Genomic DNA, 21417 nt, shown 5'->3' with positions numbered 1-21417 from the left:
GACGAGCATGGTGATGTTCTCGCCCACGGAGGCCTTGCGGCCCAACTTGCACGTGGAGGTCGCGTCGGGGGACACGCTCGATGTGCGCAAGTTCCAGGTCACGGAGCGCGTGTCGGATCTCTTCGAGGTCCGCCTCGTGGCGCTCTCGCCGAACCCCGAGATCGACTTCGAGGCCGTGCTCGGGCGGGAGGCGACGTTCACGCTCTCCCGCGACCGGCTCCTCGCCTCCGCGTACCGCACCTGGGGCGGGATCTGCCATCACATCCAGCAGATCGAGTCGGAGGAGGCCGGGCTCTCCACGTACGAGCTCGTGATCGTGCCGAAGCTCTGGTTCCTCACGCAGCGGCGCAACCACCGCATGTTCCAGCAGCTTTCGGACCTCGACGTCGTGCTGCAGGTCCTCCGCGAGTGGGGCATCGAGCCCGTGCAGAAGGTCGACGCGGCCGCCTACAAGAAACGCAAATATCGGGTGCAGTACGGCGAGAGCGATTACGCTTTCGTCTGCCGGCTGCTCGAGGATGCGGGGATCACATTTTACTTCGACCAGCAGGGCGAGGACACGGTGCTCGTCCTTCATGACGCACCGCAGGACAATCCGCCGCGTGAGCCCGCCGTCCGGTTCGTGGACAAACCGATGGTGGACAAGGATCTCGAGTTCGTGACCGAGGTGCGTGTCGGGCAACGCACGCGGCCGGGCAAGTACACGATCTTCGACCACGATTACCGGCGGCCGGCGAACTACAAGCTCATGGGCACGCACGCCGAGGGCGAGGCCTTCGAGCAGCAGATGGAGCGGTTTCATTACGTGCCGGGCGCGTTCCTCTTCCGCACCGACGGGCGCGAGCCGACGCCGAGCGCCGACGACAAAGGCGCGGCGCGTCACGACGAGTCGGAGGCCAAGCGCATCGCGCGGATCCGCCTGGAGGCGAAGCGCGTCGAGGCCCGCAAGGCCACGTTCCGCACGAACCTCGTCGAGCTCCGGCCCGGGACCGTGATGCGTGTCGTCGATCATCCGCGGCGCGAGTTGTCGAATCGGCTGCTCGTGGTGCATTCGACCTACGAGGGCACGTCGTTCGGCGAGTGGGTCCACAAGCTCGAGACGCGCAGCGCCGAGATCCACTACCGCCCGCCGCTCGTCACGCCGAAGCCAAAGGTGAGCGGCGTGGAGAGCGCGACGGTCGTCGGGCCCGCGGGCGAGGAGATTCATACCGACGAGTTCGGCCGCGTGCGGGTCCATTTCCACTGGGACCGCGAGAGCCAGATGAACCAGGATAGCTCATGCTGGATCCACGTGAGCCAATCGTGGGGCGGCGCGGGCTACGGCGGCGTGCAGCTTCCGCGCATCGGCCAGGAGGTGATCGTCGATTTCCTCGGCGGTGATCCGGACCGGCCCATCATCGTGGGGCGCGTGTTCACGAATCTGCAAAAGGTGCCGTATCCGCTGCCGGCGAACAAGACGCAGAGCGGGCTCCGATCGGCGTCGTCGCCGGCGACGGGCGGGTACAACGAGCTCATGTTCGAGGACGCCGCGGGCCGCGAGCTCATGCGGCTCCAGGCCGAGCGCGACTTCACGGGCCTCGTGAAGCACGATATGCGGTTCAACATCCAGAACGACCGCACGCACAACGTCGGCAACAACGACACGGAGTCCGTGGTCGGCGAGCAGTCGGTGAAGGTCGCGAAAAAACGCACGGTGCGGGTCAAGCTCGATCAGCAGCACCAGGTCGGGGAAAACATCCTCACGCAGGCGGTGAACGGCACGGCGACGCACATGTCGAACAAGGCGCTCACGCTCTTCAGCCCGGAGAAGATCGTGCTCTCCACGGCGCCGAACTCGTTCATCCTGATCACGCCGGGCAAGATCACGATCGAGGCCCCGCTCGTGCACATCAACCCGGGCGATACGTCCGTTCCCAATCCGCCGCAGCCCGACGCGATCGGGGACGCCACGACCATCACCGGATACATCGGAGCGCCATGAGGGTTCGCAAAGTACGCGTCGACGGATTCCGGGGTTTGCCGGACCAGGAGTTTTCCCTGACCGATCCGCGCACGGACAGCGCCCACGAGCTCGTGGTCGTGACCGGCCCGCGCGCGAGCGGCAAGACGAGCTTCCTCGAAGCGATCGTCGCGGCGAAGGAGCAGGTTGGCCCGTATGGCCCCGCCGCGCCGCCGTCGAGTTTCCTGCGCCCCGGCGTGAGCACGGCGAAGGTGCGCGTCGAATGGGAGCTCTCGAATGGGGAGCGAGATCGGTACGGCACGGGCAAACGCGCATTCGTGAGCGAGTCGATCTTCGGCGACCTCGTGGTCGATCCGCCGGAGCCGGATCCGGCGCTCGCGGCGTTGCTCTCGGAGTACATCCCGGAGCCGGCGTTCGGGAAGGTCGAGTATTTCCACGCCTCGCGGAGGCTGCCCCTCGGGTCGACGATCGATCTGTCGAAATCGGCCGGAGACAGCCTCGATCGTATGGTGAGGCTCGGCCGCGACGACACGAAGTACGCGGGGCTCGTGCGGTTCATCGTGGAGGCGGGGCTCGGGCTCGACGTGGACGCCGAGGGCAAACCAAAGCCAAAGGGACGCATCAAAAAGGCGTTCGAGGCGCTTTGCCCGACGAAGGAACTCGGAGGGCTCTACAAGGCGGGGGACGCGATGCTGCCGGTGTTCCTCGACGGACGGCGCAGGGCGTACAGCATCGCGCAGCTCTCGGACAGCGAGCTCGACGCGCTGCTCTTCGCGACGACATTCGTGCGGGCGGGCATCGGTCAATCGATCGTGCTCGTCGACACGCCGGAGAAGCACCTCGGCGACGTGGAAGCGCGCGAGTTCGTGAAGGCGCTCGCGACGCTCGGCGCGGACAACCAGCTCATCGTGGCGACGCAATCGGCGGCGCTCGTGTCGAGCGTGCAGGCGGATCAAGTGATCCGGCTCGGGTGAGGTGATGGCGGTCTACGAGGTCGACGAGTTTTCGTTCGAGGTGCCCGACGGGTACGTCGATCGCAGCATGAACCTGTTCACGCCGCCTGCGGGGCTCATGCAGGCGACGCGGCAGAGCCTGCTCGTGACGCGGGAGCCGCGCACGGAGGAGACGGTGTCGCAGCAGGCCTCGCGGCTCGTGAAGGAGCTCGCGGCGAAGGTGCCGGGGATGAAGGTCCTCGGGCAGCGGGATCGTGCCCTCGGCGCGCTGCCCGGCCGGGAGGCGCGGATCCACGCGGTGCAGGGCACCGTGCCGGTCTATCAGCGATGTTTTTTCGTGGGCCATTACGGCACGTTGCTCACGGTCATCGCGACGTCGATGCGGTCGCAGAGCGCGCAATGCGATGCGCTCGTCGAGCGATTCATCTCGAGCTTGCGCCTGAAGAAGCGTTGAGGCGGAGGAGGAGCTTTGGGCTTTTATCAGACGCAGGAAGCGGGCTTCGAGCTGCCGGCGAACTGGACCGACGCGAGCATCAACATGCTCGAGTATCCGCGCCCGGAGGGTTTGATCCGGGTGGGTTTGTCGCGGGCCGAGCGCGGGAACCGGGACCTCGCGGCGAGCCTGGAGGAGGTGATCGTGGAGCAGCGGCGGAAGCTGCCGTTCTTCGAGCTCCTCGGGCGCGTGGATCGCGTCTGCGGGGGTTTGCCCGGGATCGACACGAGGGTCACGTACGAGGAGTCGTCGCGCAAGGTGTATCAGCGGGCGCTCTCGTTTGTGATCGGGGGGCGGTTCTTCGTGCTGGGCGTCAAGGGAACGGCGACGCAGGAGGCCGAGGTCGACGCGATGTTCGAGCGGGCGGCGTCCACGTTCACGTTACGCGCGCGGCCCTCGGGGGCCTGAGGAGGGTAGGGCGATGGGCGAGCTCCACGAAGCCGTACGTCTCGAGGACAAGGTCGAGCATTCGGCGGCCTTTCTGGGGGCGCTTCTGGGTTTCGCGGCGGGGGCCATCCTCGGACTCCTGATCGTCGGCACGGGCGGCGGCATTCTGGGGGCGCTGCTCATTCTGTCCATTGCCGTCGATGCCTCGGGGCTGGGCGAGAAGCTGTTGAAGAACCTGAAATACGAGGCGGGGGACGTCTGCGAGGGGTCACCGAACACGTTCGTCGGAGATCCTAGACGCAACGCCGCAAGAGTCCGGGACAAGGTGCGGTGTGACGATGCGCCGATCGTGTCGGGGGCGGCGACCGTTTTCATCAACCTGCGGGAAGCGGCGCGGGTCAAGGAGAAGACGTGGTGCGACGGTGAGCTGAAGACGGGCTGCGAGACGGTCTGGTATGGCGGCGACTCGCGGCAGGTGATGGCGAAGCGTTTCTCGGGCGAGCTTCCGGAGTGGTTCTGGTTGAGCCGCGAGGGCCTCGGCATCGTCGCGATGTTCGCGCCGAACCCCGCCAGTACGCCGGGGAAGTTGGCGAGGCTCTGGCGGATCGTGGATAACGTGACGGAGTGGGCGGGTAAATTCGACCAGTACCTCGGATACGCGCAGATCCTCGCCGAGCAGACCGGGTTTTACGGCGTCTCGCAGGCGATCTCGGACTTCACCGATCATCCGGCATACCGCCATACCATGACGGGGGTGAGCGCGGTCGGACTGGCGAGGAAGGGGTACAGCTCGCGGAACTACGGGAGGGGCGGCGGAGGCGGCGACGCAACCGGCAGTAGCGGCGGCGGTGACAGCGGGAACGGCGGCAATGGCGGCTCTGGCGGCAACGGCGGCAACGGCGGCAACGGCGGAAGCGGCGGGAACGGCGGCAACGGTGGCTCCGGGGGCGGCAGCGGTGGCTCCTCCGGGGGCGGCAGCGGTGGCTCCGGGGGCGGCAGCGGTGGTTCCAGCGGCGGCAGCGGTGGTTCCAGCGGCGGCAGCGGTGGCTCCAGCGGCGGCAGCGGTGGCGGACGTCCGCCCCCTGCGCAACAGCTCGCTTTGCCTGCGCCGCCGCCTCGGCTCGCTTTGCCTCCTCCCTCCGGCGGCTCCGGCGGCTCCGGCGGCTCCGGCGGCGGCTGACCCTACCGCCCGCCGCGCCCCGCGGGCTGCGATTGCACCACGCGACCCAGTGCAAGCACCCGCAGCGTGATCGGCTCATTGTCCGCCGGATCCTGCTGCGGGTGCGGCTCGGCAATGGCGCGGACGCGGAACTTCGGGAAGAGCGGCAGCTTCTCGGCGAGCGCCTCCGGCATGTACGTCGGCAAAGGCGATCCGCTGCCCAGAGAGAGTATTCCCCCGATGTGCTCCCCGCCGAAGAGCTTGCGCCTGAGGTAATGCCGCTCCTCGATCAGAATGCGCTGCGCCGTCGTTTCGAGGTAATCCGACGCGAGCGACCGATTGGCCTGGGCAAACGCCTGCCGCACGCGTGACAGCGCGCCCTCGAGCAGAGGCACCGCCGCGCTCCGCGGCCCCCGGCAAAGCTCCTCCGCCGCGTCGAGCGCCTCCTTCAGCCGCTTGTCTACCCCCGCGAGCTGCGAGGCCACGGCGATCGTCGTTTTCAGCGTCTCCAGCGGGTCGCAGGTCATCACGAGCTCGCCATTCACGAGGACGAGCGGCTGTTCGAAGATCCCATCCTCGTCGATGGCCTCCTCCATCACGCGGGCAATGCCGACCGCGTCGAGCGGAGGCACGCGGCCGAGCGCGCGCCGAATGTCGCGCCGATCGGTCATGGCCTGCGTCGGTTCCTCCGGTTCCTCGCCCGTGAGCCACTCCGTCGGGCGCTGCGGATCCCGCACGTACGAGGCCCACGCCGATTGCTGACGCACGCGTTGTGGGGCGCGCTCGTCGAACCAGATCAGATCGACGTATTCCGAGGTCGGCGCGCGGCGCCGCGCAGGCGCGCTCGTCGATATCGCGGGCGGGGCCGGCTCGGGGCGCGGCGCGGCGACGGCCGCCGCATCGGAGGCCGCCGCGAGGCCGCCGAGCGTCGCCTGGGCATCGTGCACGGGCGGCGCGACGGGCGCGGGCGGCACGGGCGCCGCGATGGGCACGGGCGCGGGCGGCGCGACGGGCGCGGGCGGGGGCGTATACATCGGCGGCGCCGCCGGGGGCGCGGGGGCCGGCGCGCTCAGCGAGGAGGCCGGCGCACTCAGGAAGGGCAGGCGTCCGCCGGCCGGGGAGGGCCGGGCCGCCGGCGCCTCGGGCGCGGGGCTGGGCGTCGACTGAAACGGCAAGACACGCCCCGTGGCGGCGGCCTGCGCGAGGCTCGGATCGGCGATCGTCTGGGCCCGCGGCGGTACGGGTTTCGCGGATTTCGCCTCCGCGTCGTCGTTCGGGGGGATCGATTTTTGCGGGCGCGACGGCGCTTCGGGCGCGGCCGCGGACTTCGAGGGCGGCGCGTTGTCGAGCCAGATTCGCACCTCGCCCGGTTCGTCGCGCTGGCGCATGGGGATCTGCGCGCGGAACGTCAGCGTGCAGAGCAGCCGATCGGTATCGATCCACAAGGTATCGGCGCGCATCGGCTGCGCGGCCGCGCCGCGGCCCTCGATCAGGAACACCGGCTGAAGGCCCGGCAGGTTCGTGACGAGCCGCGGCACGCTCGGGTGTAAGTTTTCGAGGATGATCCGCGCGTTCGGGGGCAGGAAATCGGTCTGCTGATCCGGCGGCGCCGCATTGAAATAGCGGAAATCGAAGCCGTCGGGGACGTGTGATTCGTACCAGCGCTCGGGCAAGCTGCTCCGGGCGAGCGCGCCGAGCCGCTCGCGCCGGGAGGGCCACGCGGGCGCGAGCGGGCCGAACCCGACGGGCTCGACGTAATCGGCGGGGGCGCGGACCGTGACGCCCGGCCACGTGAGGTTCGGCACGCGCACGCGCCCCATTCCGTCGGCCCATCCCGCGCGCACGCCGACCGGATTCGCCGTGTCCGGACCACCGCCGGACCGCTCGTAGACGAGCGGCATGCGCGCGAAGCGTTGCCCCTCGGCGAGGGATCCGTCGGGCTGGAACCAGCGATCCAGGGTGACCTCGATCGACTTGTCGACCTCGCCGACGATGAGCCGCGCGACGACCGAGCGCGCGGGGACCTGCTGCGGCGCGTGCGCGGAGCCCACGAGGAGCACGTCCGCGCGAGGCTTGAAGGGCACGAGGTCGCCGGGCGCGCGCAGGCTTCGGTTCGTGTCGTCGTCCCAGTGCTCGTCGGCGGAGGTGATGTCTTCTTGCGCCTCGGCGAGCTGGGACGTGCCCGGCGCGAGGGAAAACGTCGCCTTGCAGACGAGCGTGAACACCCACCCCTGCGAGCGGTTCGGCCAGACCAAAGGCGCACAGGGGAACGGGATGTTCGAGACGATTTTCATTGGTCCCCCAAAAGATCTAGGCGGGGTGGGGGGCCCCTGTCAACACCCGCGCTCGGTCGGGGAAGGCGAGCGCGGGCTCTTGGTGCGGGCGCCTCTTGGTGGTCTCAATGGCAGCAGGTATTGCTGGCCCAGGCCACGCCGCCGCCGGACCGGTAGATCACGACGTTGCCGTCGTTCTGTACGGCGAGATTGGCGTAGTAATTCGACGAGCCGGCCGTGCCCGAGGCCCAGACGGGCTGGCCCGTGGACTTGTAGATCACGAGGTTGCCGTCCTCCTGCATGATGGCGCGGTCGCCGCCCTTGCCGTTCGTGCCGGAGGCCCAGAGCGGCGAGCCGCCCTGGTAAAGCACGAGGTTGCCGTCGCCCTGGAACTTGAGCTGGAAGCGGCCGTCACACGACCAGACCGATTGCTCCGCCCCGAGCCCCTGGCCGGAAGAAAGCCAGCCGCAGCCCGACGGCGACGCATACGCGGCGTAACGCGACCAGATGCCCGCGCGATCGTCGTCCGCGAGCGAGGTGTCGTTGCCGGTGTAATACGCATACATGGTCGCGGCCGAGTCGGTCGAATGGCCGAGGCCGAGGGCGTGACCGACCTCGTGCAGGGCGACGGTCTCGAGGTAGGCCGAGGACCAGCCCTCCGCGTCGTCGAAATGCACGTCGCCTCCGAGGCCGCCGCCCGGCGAATAGGCGTGGGCGAGGACGCCGGACGAGCCGTCGAATGCACTGCTGCAGCCATGGCTGCCCGTGTAGAACCCGAACGAGATGTTCTCGCCCGAGCTCACCTCGGAGAAGCTCAAGGACGAGGAGGATCGCCACGAGAAGAGCGCGTTCTCGATCGCGGAGCGAACGGAGGCCTGGGCGAAGTCCGAGGTGTAATTCGCGAACCGATAGGTCAGCGCCGTGGACGACCAGGTCCCGCCGAAGTGCGTGTAGGGGTCGATGTCGAGGGTCGGCACGACGCTCGGCGGATCGTAATAATCGGGGTGGCTGCAGCGCGGCATCTGCATGATTCGCTGCGTCGCGGCGTCGACGACGCCGGTCACGGGCAGGCCGTGCTGGGCCTGGTAGAGGCGCACGCCCTCTTCGAGGGCCTCGTCGAAGAGCTCCGGATCGGCCGGCTCGCGTGAGACGGCGGGCGTCCAGTCGGCGTAATGCTCGGCGAGCTCCTCGTTCTGGTAATACCCATAGCGACGCAGATACTCGTACACGCCGCGCACCTCCGCGCCCCGCGCGCCGAGCCCGAGGCCCGCGGCGCTCTCGGCATCCACGGAAGCCTCGTCGCCGAGCGTCGAGACGTCGTCGCCCGCGCATCCCACGAGGGTCGTCGAGGCGGCCAGGGCGAGAGGCGCGAGAAACAGTGCGAAGCGGGAGTCGAAAAGGTTCGTCGAGGCCATGGGATTGATTCTCCGTATGCGAGGGATGAAAGCCCCTATCGCAACGGACATGCCACCTCGGCGGGGCGCGGGGCCCTTGGGGCGATCCTGTCGAAAGGAATGGTGTTTTCGGGGACGGGACGGGGGGCGCGAGGGCGGGGCGTGTCGAGGGTTGGAGGTGCCAGCCTCCAGGCATGGAGGTGGGAACCGCCAACGCGCGCCCGGCGGACGGGCATGGCGCCGGGGCGGATACGCTTGCCGGAGGAGCGCTCGGTCCGAGGGGAGATCCGTGCACACGGCACCTCGTGGCTCGAGGATTGCTGCGCGGGACGCGGAATCGCGAGCCAAGCGCTCGCGCGCAGCCATTGGGGGCAATCATGAGGAAGCTGATGATGGGAGCGGCGGCTGCGCTGCTTCTCGCGGCATGTGAGACGGAGCAAGGTGGAGGGAAGGCGCTCGGGACCGACCGCAGCCCACAAGGGGCCGGGCAACAGGGCACCGAGCAGCAACAAGGCGCGGGGCAACAAGGCGCCGGGCAACAACAACAAGGCGCCGGGCAACAACAACAAGGCGCCGGACAACAACAAGGCTCCGAATACCCGCGAGGCCCCGAGGACCAGGTGAGGCCCGATCAAGGCCAAGGAACCGGGCAGCAAGGGGCCGGGCAGCAGGGCGGTCAGCAGCAGCAAGGCGGCCAGCAGCAAGGTGGGCAGTGGCAAGGTGGCCAGCAGCAAGGCGGCCAGCAGCAAGGCGGCCAGCAGCAGCGGCCTGGGCAGCAGGGCGGCGGCACGCAGGGAGGTGGAACGCGCTGATGGCCTGGAACAAGACAAGCGCGGGTGAGCCAGGGACGAAGGAGCCGCCCCCCGGAGGGGAGCTGCCGTCCATGCCCGGGAAGAGCAATCTTCCCGCGAGCGACGCTTCGATCCCGCTGCGCCCGAGCAATACCGAGCCTGTCCCACCCCGTCCCGGCGGCGGTCCCGAGCGGGCACGAGAAGGCGAGCACGATCCTACGTTGCCCGCTGCGCCGGATCCGTCGACGGTGCCGTCGCCGTCACGATCGAGCGGGTGAGAGGCGAGCTCTCGAGGCGCTTTTCGGATCCCCGCCGGACCTTTCCTCCGTTCCCCTCCAGGTGCGTCGATCGCCGCAAAATCGCGCGTCTGGGCGTCGATAGGGCCAGCTCACGCGGTGTCGCCAACGAGACCGAGGCGCCGAGGACGCGGCCGAGCCCGAGGTCGCCGCGCCCAACGGCTGAATTCCCCCACCCCCGACACCAGGAGGCTTTTGCCGGAGCAAAAGCCTCCCGGCCTTTGTTACTGGCACTCGCCGAAGTCCATGTAGTCGGGGATGTTGTACGAGAAGCAGGACTTCCCACCGGAGCAGGGGTGTGCGTCGTCGCAATACGCGAGGCAGCGTTTGTTGTTGTCACCCGCGGAAAACTCGACGCCGCACCGGGCATTCACGCCGCAATCGGCGTCCCACAGGCAGATCTCGCCGACGGGCACGGGGCCGGCGTGGCCGCACGCGAAGCCGCCGGCGCCGGAGATGTCCACGATTCCGTCGTTCGTGAGGGAGTTGCGGTCGCGACACGTCGAGCCCGCCTCGCAACCATTGCTGAAGGGTGTACAGGTCGGGATGCAGACACCGGCCAGGGGCGAACCGGTCCAGTAGGCGAGGCACAGCTCGCCCGCGTCGCAATCACTCGCCTTGGCGCAGTACTCCCGGCAGGCGAAGTTGTTCGGCGCCTTGGCGTCGTCGGTGCAGAGCAGGCCCGGGGCGCAGTTGTCTTCGCCGAAGGCGGTCCGCGTACACGCAGCGCCCTCCGCGACGGCGCCGCCCACGGCCTCGCACACCGAGAAGTAGGTCTTCTTTTCCCCCGCGGGGTCGACCAGCGTGCATTCGCTGCCGGCGCCGCAGTTCTGTCCCACGAGGTCGCAGCAGGCGCTCGTGGCGCTGGCCGGGAGGGCCTGCTCGGGGAGCGCCATGGCGCAGGTCGTGCCCGTCGTGGTGACGGTGCAATTCAGCGCCAGATTGCCGTTCTCGAGCTTGGCGGTGCATTCGTAGGGAGACTTCGTGGAGAGGTGGGAGAGCTCGCCCGAGAAGGTCGCGACATCCCCGTCCACGGTGCCGGTCATCACGCCCATGTTGGTGGAGACGGTGAGTGTGCAGTCGTTTTGCGCGACGCATGCGCTCTTGAGCAGCCCCCCCATGGGGCACGGGGCCGGCTCCGTCACGACGTAGGTGCCGTTGAAATTGGCGCAGGCCGGGCCACCGCCGCCCGTACCACCGGAACCACCGGAGCCGCCCGCGCCACCGGAACCACCGGAGCCGCCCGCGCCACCGGAACCACCGGAGCCGCCGACGCCGCCGACGCCGCCAGCGCCGCCGGAGCCGCCAGCGCCGCCGCTGCCGCCGTTGTTGGTCTCCGTGCAGCCAAAGGCCACGAGGGATGTGAGGAGAAGACTGGCGAGAAGAACGCGATTGCGAGATTGCATGTTGTCGATGAGCTCCGAGGTTTGCCCCGCCGTCGGCACCTAGGGCCGACCCTGGGGCGTCGTGCGGCGTGCCCTTGGCAAGCTCCGCACCACCGCGGAATCACAGCAACTTTTCGTCGGGAGCCATCGCGGAAACGTAAGGATCGGGCGGCTCGGCAGGGGAACGGGGGCGTCCCCGGAATCTCCAATGCTTGCGCCAACCTGCGCCGGAGGATGTGCCGGACGGACAGGCCCGTCGTGGCATGTGTCGAGCCCACCCCAGCCGCCCGCCGAAGCAGGTCATGCCGGCCAGCGTTCCCCGATTAGAACCGACCCAACACCACGATTCCCCGCTGCTCCCCGCTCAGGAGGGGTGCAATGGAGACCTGCGGCTGCGTCGGGCTCGAATGCGGCTCGGGATTGATCCACGCGAGCACCAATCCAAGAAAGACCCCCGCCGCGCCCACGCCGAGCGCCGTGGTCGCGATCCGCCCGTCGACCGTCGCCTTGTCGCGGAGCGCATATCCCTCCGCGTCGCACTTGTCCGGATCCGACGTGAGGCAATGCTGCTTCGTCGCCGCATTCGCCTCGTCCGAGCGCGCCGCATACACCGCGCCCGCCACGATCCCACCGATGCCCGCACCCACGACGAACGACGCCGCAATGCGGGGACCGGTCCAGAACGGCGTCGGCGGGGGTTCCGGCGGCGCTGCCGGGGGTTCGGCCCAGGCGATCGCGGGGAGCAGGAGCGTGACCAGGAAAAAGGGCAGGGACCGCATGTCAGAGATCGAAGAGCTCGTCGTCCTGGCCCGCGTCTTCCTCGGCGAGGAGGGCCTCCGCGTGCTTGGCGACCGATTCGAAGAATTTTTGCTCGGGGGATTTCGGGGGCAATCGAGCAGCGGCTTCCCGGGCCTGCGAGCGGAGGAGCGTTTCGCTGCGCTCTGCCCGGGCGCCCGAGCGCGGTCGCGCCTGGCCCGTGACGACCGAGAAGAGCGCGCTCCGGACCCGCTCGAAGCAGCCCTCGCCGGTCGTGTGCGCGCGCCGGAGGAGCGTGGCGACGAGCTCGAGGTGCGCGAAGAGGAAGGTGGGCGGCGCCTCTTCGAGGAGCGCGGAGATCGCTTCGAGCTCGCTCTCGCCGCCGTCCTGCACCCACTCGGAGAGGACCTCGACCGTCGGCAACGCAAACGAGCGCGAGGCGTCGTGGAAGAGGCGCGCGGCATGGAAGCGGACCCAGCCAATGCGGGCCCGCGCGAGGTGGCGGACACGGCGCAGGAGCGGGAGCCACTCCGGCGAGCGCGCGAGGCCCGTGAGGATCGCAGACAAGCCCTCGGGCGGGAGCGGCTCGTACTCCTCGGCGCCCGCGACGATGCCGGACGCGGCGCGCGCGATGCGCTCGATGAAGAGGCCCGTGACGTCCTCGGGCATGCGCTTGCCAGCGTGGTGGAGGAAGCGCATCGTGGAGTGGCCGTCGAGGCTGCGGGCCGCACCGAGGCGCGTGAGGAAGAGGATGATCTCCTCCTCGGAGAGCGCGCCTTCGGAGAAGAGGCCGCCCGCGTCGAGGGCGCCGAAGAGGGCCTCGGCGACCTCGGGGCCCTCGGAGAGATCCACCCCGACCGCGAGCTCGACCGCGTCGCGTGGAGAGGACTTGGCCAGCGTGCGGAGCGCGCCGAGCGCCGCGCGTCGGACGAAGCCGTCGCGGTGCCCGAGGAGGTGCCGGAGCGCTTCGCGATCGCCCGGCAGGGGCTTTTCGACCCAGCGATGGAAGACCTGCGCGAGCGAGGCGCAAAGCGTGGCGTTGCCGCCCCCGACGATGCTGCCGACGAGGGCCTCGGCGCGCTCGGGCGAGGCTTCGCGGAGCGCGTGGAGCAAGGAGGCGACGTGCGGGCCGAGTGGGCTCTCGGGCGCGCCCATGACGGCCTCGCAAATGGTCACCGCCGCCGCCGGGTGCTTGCGGGAGAGGACGTGCAGGAGGAGCCGCGGCGAGCCGGATTTGCCCGCGAGCGCGAGGGCTTCGAGCGCCGCGCCGAGCCCCTCGGCCGTCTGCGCAGGCGCGCGGCCCTCGGCGAGCATCTCGTCGACGACCGCGCGACACGCGTCCGCCGAGCGGCGCTCCGTGCCACGATCGATCTCGCCCGAGCCCGGGATCTCGCTCGGCGGCATGTCGATCAAGCCGCGCTGCGCGGGCGAGCGTTGCGTGAGGGCCTCGTAGAGCCTGCGCTCCGTCGAGGTCGGGACGTTGCCGAGGGCCGTCTCGGCCGCGGCGCGGACGTCCGGAGAGCTCGCACGCCGGGCCGCGCGGCGAAGCGCGTCGGCGACGGCGAAATGGACGAGCGGGTCGCCGGAGTTCGACGCGGCGGCGCCGAGCATCGCGAGGATCTCGAGCCGCTCCTCGTCGCGCCACCCAGGCTCCATCCGCTCGCCGAGCGAAGAACCACCGGAGCCGTCGGAGAGGACACGCTCGAGGCCGTTGACCCCCGAGAGAGCCGCGCGTCGTTTCGGCGATTGCGCGCAGCCGGAGAGCGCGGCGAGGGCTTGCTTCCGCAGGGCGCGGCGGCGCTCGTCGGAGGGGCCGGCGAAGGCGGCGCCCTCGGAGAGGAAGGTGTCGATCACGTCGAGCGGTGAGTGCTTGTGATCGTGCGCGTCGTCCGCGACGAGCCATCGATCGACGGCGTCGAGCAAGGACTCGTGGACGCCGGCAGGGCGCGCCGACGAGCGCGAGGCGAGCTCGCGGAGGACACGCATGGGGTGATCGGGGTGCGGGCTCTGGAGACGGAGATCGTCGCGGCCGAGCTCCCAGAGGAGGTCGGCGGCGCGGGGCAAGTGCGCGAGGTGCAGGCCCACGCGGCGCAGGATCGCGGGGAGCTCGTAGAGGACGGACACGGCGGAGAAGAGGGCGCTGGGGCCCCGCGCGGCCTCGGTCTGCGCAGGAGAACGGAGGACCGCTGCGGCGAGGTCGAGCATCGCGGCGGGATGATCCGAGGAGAGCTCACGCAGGCCGGCGAGGAGGCGGCATCGATCCGCCGCCGAGGCCGCGTCGATGCCCGCGCGGACGTGGCGGAAGAGGGCGGTCGTGATCTCGTCGGAAGCGCCGCTCGGGAGGGAGGGGCCGTCGAGCTCGCCGGCGTTGCGGATGAGCGGGACGATGGCGTGGGCGCCGAAGCGCTCTTCCAGCGCGCGCACGCGATCGTCGAGCGAGCCCGCGAGGCTGCCCGCGGTCAAGGGTCCGACGAGCGCGCGGTAGAGCGCGTGATCCGAGAGCGCGCCGGGGACGACACGCGCGCCGTGTGGGCCCCGATCGACGACGCCCGCGGCTTCGAGCGCGCGGAGCGCCGACACGAGATCACGACGGCGACACCCGAGCAGATCCCCCGCGCCCTGAAGGAAGCGCTCGTCCGAGGTGCGCACCGGCGCGAGGAGCGCGACGAGCGCGAGCACGCCGGCGAGGAGTTTTGGATCCCCCGCGGCGGAGGAGCGGAGCAGGAGCAGCTCGTGGCCCCGATCGAGTGCGCACGCCGCGAGCTCGCCCTTGCCGAGCAAGACGGGATGAATGGCCTCTTCCCGCACGAGCCGGCCGGCCAGCGCGATCACGAAGGGATGCCCCTCGGCGTGCTTGGCGAGGGCGGCAGCGAACTCGCCGGGCGCATCGCCGAGCACATGCTGCGCGGCCGCTTCCGCCTCGCTCGGCGAGAGCGCGCCGAGCTCGGGCAGGATGCGCACCAGGTCCGACGAGAGCCCGACCTGCGCGAGGAGCGCCGAGAGGCGCGGCAGGCCCGCGGGGCGCGTCGTCAGCACGAAGCGCACGTCGCGGCGATCGATCGCCATGGGCAGGAGCATCGCGGGCGCGGCTTTGCGGCCCGCGTCGTCGATCACGATCAGGCACGGGCCGGGCGGCAGGCGTGTCGGGGTCGGCGCGCTGGTGATGTCGGTCGCGAAGCGCAGCATGGTGCCGACCCGCTGCGCGGCGAGGGCGTCGGCGAGCGCGGAGAGCAGGCTTGTCTTGCCGGAGCCGGAGCGCCCGGGGAGCACGGCGACGCGCGCCGTGCCGCGTGCGCTTGCGAAGTCGACGAGGGCCGCGAGGATTTCGGCGCGCCCGCCGAAGGGCAGCGCTTCCTGGAAGGGGCGGCCTGCGGCGAGCGCGCCGCCTTCGAACTCGCTCGGGCCGAAGAGCGCCACACCGTGCTCGATGTGGGCGTCCGGAGGAGTGGGGAAGCCGAGGGTCGTCTCCATGGAGTATCGAGCGCGCCGCGGGGCGAGCGCGCAAAGCCTACCACGGGGGGCGCCTCGCCCGGCGAGGGTTTGGAGGCGATTCAGCTCCCGAGACAAAACTCTCGGGGGGAGAGGGGGTGCCTCACCCCCGCGACCGTTCCCCGCTGGGCCGTGAGCCGGACAGACAACATCCGCGCTCTTTGTCTTTTGTCTTGCCCGACCCGTTCGTCCTCCTGATAGATGGGCCACAGCTCATCGCAGGAGGGGTTTCCAGATGAGGCGAGGGGATTACCTCGTCGCGGCGCTCGTCGTCGCGGCGCCGGGCGTCGTGTTGCCTGGGTGTTTGGGGTCGTTCGGGGAGGACGAAGGGCACGGCCGTATTTGCGCATCGCCTGTGGCAGGCGGCGAGTATTGCGTCTCGTCGAGCGAGGGGCCCGCGAGCGCGTGGAACCAAGCGGCGGCGCATGGATCTCGGCCCATCCAGATGTGGGCCGAGCGGCCGGAGGGGATGACCCTCGACACGCTGGTGACAAGCCCGCGCGATATGGATCGGTGGCTCGGGGATATCGAGCAGGCCCTCGGGTATGTGCGCGACGAGGAGCGGTGCGCAGAGTCCTACAAAGCGAGCATGGCGCCGGGTCCGCTGAGGAACGCGCTCGGGTCGGCGCGCATCCGGCAAAATGAAATCCTTTCGGAAGAGCCGATCGATGCCGTGGGGAGGTTCAAGGAGGCGCTCGCGTCGAAGGGCGCCGCCGAAAAGGACCCGCTCGTCGCGGAGATCGCCGCGGATAAGCTTTCGATGGGCGCCGTGCAGGGCGTGCTCGATCAAGTGTCGCTCGATGTCGGGCCGCTGTCGGCGGCCTATGCGGATCTCGCAGCGGACTTCGCGGCATATCGGAAGACGGAGTCCGGGGAGCTTACTACGTACACGAAGCTCGCGGCGAAGGCGTCGACGGCGACCGTGACCGAGCTCGATGCGATCGAGACGGCGATCCTCGAAGCGGCGCATGACGCGAGCGCGGGGCCGCAGGAAATGGCCCTCCGGGCGATGAAGCTCTCTGCGGAAATCACCCAATTCGAGGTCACGTCGCAGGAGGCGCTCGCGCCGCACGCGGATTTCATGGTCACGCATGGCGCGCAGAGCCCGGACATGACCTCCGGGGCGCAGCGCTCGATCCACGCGATGCTCGGGTATGTCGATCGACGTATTGCCAGGAGCGACCGGGCGGCGATGTCGCTCCTCTTCGGGATCGCCATGCGCAGGCAAGCGCTGCAATTGCTCGACGAAATCCAATCCGTGCGGGACACGGTGGCGGAGGCGAAGATCGCGAAGGCGGAGGCGACCTTCCAGGAGAGCGCGGAGGCGCAGGTGCTCGCGTTCGAGCAGGCGCCGCCCCAAGGCGTGAAGCTATCGCTCCCTTACCTCGCGAAACGATACGACGAGGTCACGGCCTTCTTGCAGATGCGCCCGCTCTGCGAGTTGCCCTCGTCGTCGTGGCGTGAGTCCGGCTGCGCGGAGATGCGTCCGCATTTCAAGGCGGCGGCGACGTACCGCGCGACGACGTTGCCGGGGCTCATCCAGACGGGGCTTTCGACGATGAAGGCGCAAGGGGTGGGCGGCGCGCTCCTCGATGCGGCGGCGGCGAAGCTTGCCGCGGGCGATGTGAAGCGTGCTGCCGTTTTGCATGATGCCGCTTTGCGCAGCGCGGAGGGGACATGAACCGTTTGCTTATTTTCTGGATCGTGGTGTTCGTGCTGCTCGTGCCTGCGCATGCGCGGGCGGAGACGCCGTACAGCGTTCACTGGGAGATGCTCCAGGAGAGCAACTCTTGCGAGGATGCTCGGCTCAACGTCCCCGGCGGTGCCTATTTCCACGCGAACCGGATGCCGCTCGCGACCTTCGAGGTTCCGGGGGCCTACGTTTCGATTCCGAACGGCCCGAAGAGCAACGTGGCGGAGGCCCCGTTCGACTCCGTGCTCCTCCGCATGGGCACGAACGAATTCACCTTCGGCACCCAGAACGCCATGGGCAACGATACCTGCGTTCACCAGCAGAACTTCGTGACCCTCGTCTCAATCCCGCTCGGGATCCAAAAGCCGCTGTTCAACATCCGGCGTGACGGGACGGCCTTCAGCGGCAGTACGCAGGTCGGTCTCTCGCTTTCGGAGATCAATCCGCCCCTCGCGCGAGACATCGCGAACCTGGAGGTCGAGATCGCGGCCGAGCGGAAATGGCTCATCGAGCACGCATCCGAGGCCGCGAACCTCGCGGAGCGGCTCGACCTACTCCAGCAGCTCGATACGGAGCTGCACGACCTCGTGTCCCGGCCGCTCGACGAGATCAGCGAGGTGGATCTCGACGCGATTCTGGAGCGGTATGGAGACGTTGTCGACGAGGCTACGCGGGCCGCGCTGGAGCAGCTTCTCGCCGATCTGAAGAAGAGCGTTCAGGATTTGAAAGACGAGCTCGCGAGCCTGCTCGAACATTTCGGCGCGCAGGCGGACGCGGTGGCGGATCTGGTGACGGGGGAGGCGCGGGCGGCCGGGTTTTCGCCGGACGATCCGTTCGAGTATTCGCTGACGTCGTCGGAGGTGCCGTGGGTCGAGGTGCCCGACGTCTCGGGCTCGGCGGGGGCGTTCGAGCCGGGGAAGGATCCTTATGCGGCGTATGCGGATGCGGTGATCGAGGCGCTGTCGCAGGATGTGCAGGGCGGCAAGGTGATCCTGCGCGGGGACTTCGTGACGAACGTGCGGGCGTGGCGGTCGAATACGGCGGCGATCGAGAAGGCGTTGGCCGCGCGGGTGAGTGTTTCCCAGGCGGAGACGAGCGCGTTCTTGCAGGCGCAGATCCGCGTCACGGATTTCGTGCGGCAGTACATGGATGCGTCGGATTGGTTTCTGGATTCGCCGATCCCCGCGGATGTCCGGGCGCAGGTGGATGGCGTCTTGAAGAATGCTTTCGCCGACATGGCGGAGCAGATGAAGGAGAGCCTCAATGTGTGGGAGGCGATCGTGCTCGGGCCGGAGCAGGGTTCCTTCATCGAGACGGTGCGGGCATTCGCGGGGGCGATGTCGTTCGTCGAGGAAGGGGCGGCGGCGTATGCGGAGGTGATGCAGACGCTGGTGCATGCATCGTCGCGGATTGCGATTGGGTTCGTGCCGTATGCGGGGCCGGCGCTCGACCTCTGCGAGGCGGTGACGGGCAAGTTGTTCTGTTTGCCCGGGGGGAAGGATCTGTCCACGGAGGAGCGGATCTTCTCGGGGGTGGGGTTCGGGTTCGGGCAGATCACGAAGGCTTGGGCGGGGATCAAGGCGGCCGGGGTCAAGCCGGGGGCGAAGATTGTCGCGGCTGGCGTGCTGAACCTCGGGGAGGAGTTTGCCCAGGCGCTCCGGGCGAGTAAGATCAACGAGTACAAGAACCTCGCGACGCGGGGTTCCGTGTCGACCGGTCTGATCAACGACTTTGAGAAGAAGGCCGGTCTCTACTTGATGAAGGACAAGGGACACCAGATGCTAGGCGTGGGGGACGATGGGGTGCGAGACGTACTGAAGATCCCGAAGAACTCCAAGCCTTATAGCAAAGACGGGCTGGCCCCAGACTTCGTGTCGGTGACCAAAGAAAAAAGGCTGGTGTTGAGCGAGGCTAAAGGGGTCGTATCCGTGGACGGTGCGGTGGACGCGAAACACGCCGTTGATCAGTTGGAGAACGCCATGAAGAAGGTGTCGGAGTACAACTTGGCTCACGACGTGGAACGGGTCCAGATCATCAAGCCATCAGGCGCGAAGCTCAAGGATAACTTCAGTGTGAAGGATGGCTACTTGCGGAATGGTGACGGGCAGACCGTCACCATGCCCGGCAGGCCGAACCTCTTCGTTCGAGTGGTGGAGATATGAGCGAGGTGGCGTTTCACGCATGGTGCGAGGAGTCTGCCAAGGTGGACGCCTTCATTGCGGCAGTCCTTGCGCTCATGGGGGCGGATGCGTATTGCCGCCCGGAGCCACCGACGCCAGGTCGTCCCCGCTGGACCGGCTGGGATGATGTCCCTGTAGCGGAGGTCGTGGAGATCCTTCGGGAGAAGTTCACTCGAAAATCGGCAGCGTTGCTGTGGGGTACGGGGCGCGGCGCGTCGGGCGAGCAGTTTTGGCTGCGCATGCAGTGTCACGGGGTTGACTACAACGTCGGGAGGTGGAAACCCGAGGTGCTCCTGGGTGGAGACTGGCAAGATTTCCCATCCCCCGAAGAGATGCGTTGCTTCGAGTTCGTCCTCCCAGACGGGGAGCGTTCGCCGGCTGCCGAGGCCGCGTACGTCGCCATGTACCATCAACGGATGTGCGAACACGCCCTCCTCTGCGTGTGCTCGCCGGACGAGAGCAAACGCGTGACAACCGGGTGCATCTCCTCCGGACGCTGGTATGCCCCCCTGGAGATCGCTGGGACGTACCACCTCGATGGTAACGTTGCCCGTGATCTCGTGCTTTCGTGGATGTACATCCATGAAGGTGAACGAATCGAGTACATCGCGGGGCTCCCCATGGATGCGCTCGCGGCGCGCATCGAGGCGACGCCTAAGGGGACGCGCATCGGCATCGCGACCAACGCCAAGCATCGGGGCGAGCATATCGTCCTAGACATGGAAGCGACGAACACGAAGCTCGGTTGGCCCCTGCATCCGGGGGCAGTTCGTCGCGGGGCGCGGAAGAGGCTGCCGACGGACGTTGAGCTGAGCCGCGAAGAGGTCCTCGCGGCGCTCCAGCTGCCGCCGGTCGTGCTCCTGGAAGCGCTGGAGGCTTCAGCGGTCCCCGATCAGGACTGGCGCGACGCGGAAGCCATTGCGCGCGCGATGACCGAAGCCAAAGAAAAAGGCGGGGCTACGAGCGAGATTTATTGGCCCGACGGGACGCACGTGCAGTTCCTCAAGCACCATGCGCCTTATCACGTCCGCAGGCTGCCGAATGGGGGCGTCCTCCTCGCGACCCACCCTTACCGCACGCTCTGGCAACTCTGGGCAGATGCGCTGAATCTGCTGGGGATCCGGAGGTAGAGGAACAGAGCCGCAGGATCGGTTGGAAGAATCACACAGCAGAGCACGAAAGGCCCGTCCACCCCTCGCCCTCGTCCTCACCCATGACCCCAAGGCCCCCCAAACCCCTCGCGCCCCTCATGCCGGATGACCCGCATGCCCCCCGAACCCCTCGCGCCCCTCATGCCGGATGACCCGCGTGGCCTCTTCCCCCGCCGTCCCCCTCCTCCCCGATGAACCCCACGCGGCCCCAACCCCCCGAGCGCGTCCTCGCCCATCACCGACAGGCACCCTTCCGATGTGCTCCCGCTCATATCCCTTGACGGCTCCGACCTCCCGACCCGATCCTGCGCTCCTCATGCGAAACCTGACCCTCGGCGACCTCGATATCGGCCTGCGCGATCTCCTCACCGACCGCAAGCCGAACCTCACGCTGCTCGTTTGCAGCCAGGTCTACCTCCCTCAGATCCTGATCCAATATGCCGCCATCGAGGCCCTCGCGCCGGCCCTCGCGGGCCGCGCGCTCGCCGACGAGCTCGCCGAGGCCGATTCCCTTCACGACGGCTTCGGCGGCGCCCTCTGGGATTATACCGAGGCCCTCCTCCACGCGCCCGACGTCTCCGAGGCGACCCGCGCCGCCGCCAGGCGCATCCGCGAGGCATTGCTGCCGAGACGCAGCCTCCTCGCCGATTCTTATGCCGAAGAAGCCGCCGCCGCGAAAAAGAACCGACCCAAGCTCGCCGACCTCGAGCCCGATCTGCAATCGCTCCCGCTGCCGGATGGCAAGACGCTCCATGACTGGGCCACAGGGTTCGTCGGCGCGGGCGATACGATCGGAAAGCTCCTCTCCGCGCGCGCTTCCGCGGAGGCGGACGCCCAGAACGACGGGAAGAACAACCAGCTCCGCAAATCGACGATCAAGCTCCTCCATCGGTTCCGCGAAGCCGCGCGCGACGAAATCGAGCTCCACGCGAGCCTGCCGCGCGACCTCGAAAGCCGGGTGTTCGGGCTCTTCGACGAGCTCTCCGCGCGGCGCGCCAAAAGGAAGACTGGCGGAGAAGAGCCCCCGAAGGGACAAGGCGGAACGGGCTGAGCGCCC

General features: G+C 68.8%; 15 protein-coding genes. 10 read left to right on the top strand and 5 right to left on the bottom strand.

Features of this window, described 5'->3' with window-relative positions:
• The first annotated feature begins 7 nt into the window (after window positions 1-7).
• From KEG57_RS42590 to KEG57_RS42570, 5 genes are read left to right on the top strand one after another with little or no spacing between them, the layout of a single operon-like run.
• Window positions 8-1981: a type VI secretion system Vgr family protein gene (locus KEG57_RS42590; RefSeq protein WP_272421951.1), complete on the top strand. Its 1974-nt coding sequence runs from the start codon at window positions 8-10 to the stop codon at window positions 1979-1981.
• Window positions 1978-2934, top strand: a complete 957-nt coding sequence (locus KEG57_RS42585; protein ID WP_272421952.1) for an OLD family protein — start codon at window positions 1978-1980, stop codon at window positions 2932-2934. Before KEG57_RS42590 ends, KEG57_RS42585 begins: the two co-directional genes overlap by 4 nt.
• Before the next feature lie 4 nt (window positions 2935-2938).
• Entirely contained in the window at window positions 2939-3367 is a 429-nt protein-coding gene (locus KEG57_RS42580; RefSeq protein WP_272421954.1) for a DcrB-related protein, read from the top strand.
• Window positions 3368-3382: 15 nt separating this feature from the next.
• The gene (locus KEG57_RS42575) at window positions 3383-3814 is read left to right on the top strand and encodes a DcrB-related protein (protein WP_272421955.1); all 432 of its coding nucleotides are present in this window, start codon (window positions 3383-3385) and stop codon (window positions 3812-3814) included.
• 13 nt (window positions 3815-3827) lie between these two features.
• A complete protein-coding gene (locus KEG57_RS42570) occupies window positions 3828-4973 on the top strand; it encodes a PAAR domain-containing protein (protein WP_272421956.1) in 1146 nt (381 codons plus the stop codon).
• Between the two features lie 2 nt (window positions 4974-4975).
• Here the strand turns inward: KEG57_RS42570 and KEG57_RS42565 are convergent, their stop codons facing one another.
• Together KEG57_RS42565 and KEG57_RS42560 are read right to left on the bottom strand one after the other, a co-directional pair.
• On the bottom strand, window positions 4976-7246 hold the full coding sequence (locus KEG57_RS42565; protein ID WP_272459572.1) for a DUF2169 family type VI secretion system accessory protein: 2271 nt from the start codon (window positions 7244-7246) through the stop codon (window positions 4976-4978).
• A 104-nt stretch (window positions 7247-7350) separates the two neighbouring features.
• Window positions 7351-8640 carry a matrixin family metalloprotease gene (locus KEG57_RS42560; RefSeq protein WP_272421958.1) on the bottom strand — a complete coding sequence of 430 codons (1290 nt, stop codon included), beginning with the start codon at window positions 8638-8640 and terminating at the stop codon, window positions 7351-7353.
• Window positions 8641-8996: 356 nt separating this feature from the next.
• Between KEG57_RS42560 and KEG57_RS42555 the strand changes: the two genes are divergently transcribed.
• Window positions 8997-9431, top strand: coding sequence for a hypothetical protein (locus KEG57_RS42555; RefSeq protein WP_272421959.1), 435 nt, complete (start codon window positions 8997-8999; stop codon window positions 9429-9431).
• Between the two features lie 499 nt (window positions 9432-9930).
• Here KEG57_RS42555 and KEG57_RS42550 read toward each other — a convergent pair whose 3' ends face one another.
• The 3 genes from KEG57_RS42550 to KEG57_RS42540 form a co-directional block, all read right to left on the bottom strand.
• Window positions 9931-11112: a hypothetical protein gene (locus tag KEG57_RS42550; RefSeq protein WP_272421960.1), complete on the bottom strand. Its 1182-nt coding sequence runs from the start codon at window positions 11110-11112 to the stop codon at window positions 9931-9933.
• Window positions 11113-11414: 302 nt separating this feature from the next.
• Window positions 11415-11870, bottom strand: a complete 456-nt coding sequence (locus KEG57_RS42545) for a hypothetical protein (RefSeq protein WP_272421961.1) — start codon at window positions 11868-11870, stop codon at window positions 11415-11417.
• A 1-nt stretch (window position 11871) separates the two neighbouring features.
• Window positions 11872-15318, bottom strand: coding sequence for a hypothetical protein (locus tag KEG57_RS42540; RefSeq protein ID WP_272459571.1), 3447 nt, complete (start codon window positions 15316-15318; stop codon window positions 11872-11874).
• Window positions 15319-15571: 253 nt separating this feature from the next.
• Here KEG57_RS42540 and KEG57_RS42535 point away from each other — a divergent pair, with 253 nt between their 5' ends.
• The 4 genes from KEG57_RS42535 (at window position 15572) to KEG57_RS42520 (ending at window position 21411) form a co-directional block, all read left to right on the top strand.
• Window positions 15572-17017 (top strand): hypothetical protein, encoded by a 1446-nt coding sequence (locus KEG57_RS42535; RefSeq protein WP_272459570.1) that lies wholly within the window; start codon window positions 15572-15574, stop codon window positions 17015-17017.
• On the top strand, window positions 17014-19191 hold the full coding sequence (locus KEG57_RS42530) for a hypothetical protein (RefSeq protein ID WP_272459569.1): 2178 nt from the start codon (window positions 17014-17016) through the stop codon (window positions 19189-19191). The genes KEG57_RS42535 and KEG57_RS42530 overlap by 4 nt, the downstream gene beginning before the upstream one ends.
• A complete protein-coding gene (locus tag KEG57_RS42525; protein ID WP_272459568.1) occupies window positions 19188-20339 on the top strand; it encodes a hypothetical protein in 1152 nt (383 codons plus the stop codon). The genes KEG57_RS42530 and KEG57_RS42525 overlap by 4 nt, the downstream gene beginning before the upstream one ends.
• A 337-nt stretch (window positions 20340-20676) precedes the next feature.
• Window positions 20677-21411 (top strand): hypothetical protein, encoded by a 735-nt coding sequence (locus tag KEG57_RS42520; RefSeq protein ID WP_272421967.1) that lies wholly within the window; start codon window positions 20677-20679, stop codon window positions 21409-21411.
• The last annotated feature ends 6 nt before the right edge of the window (window positions 21412-21417 follow it).

The sequence above is a fragment of the Polyangium jinanense genome (assembly GCF_028435365.1).
This window is presented reverse-complemented; position numbering and strand designations above follow the sequence as displayed.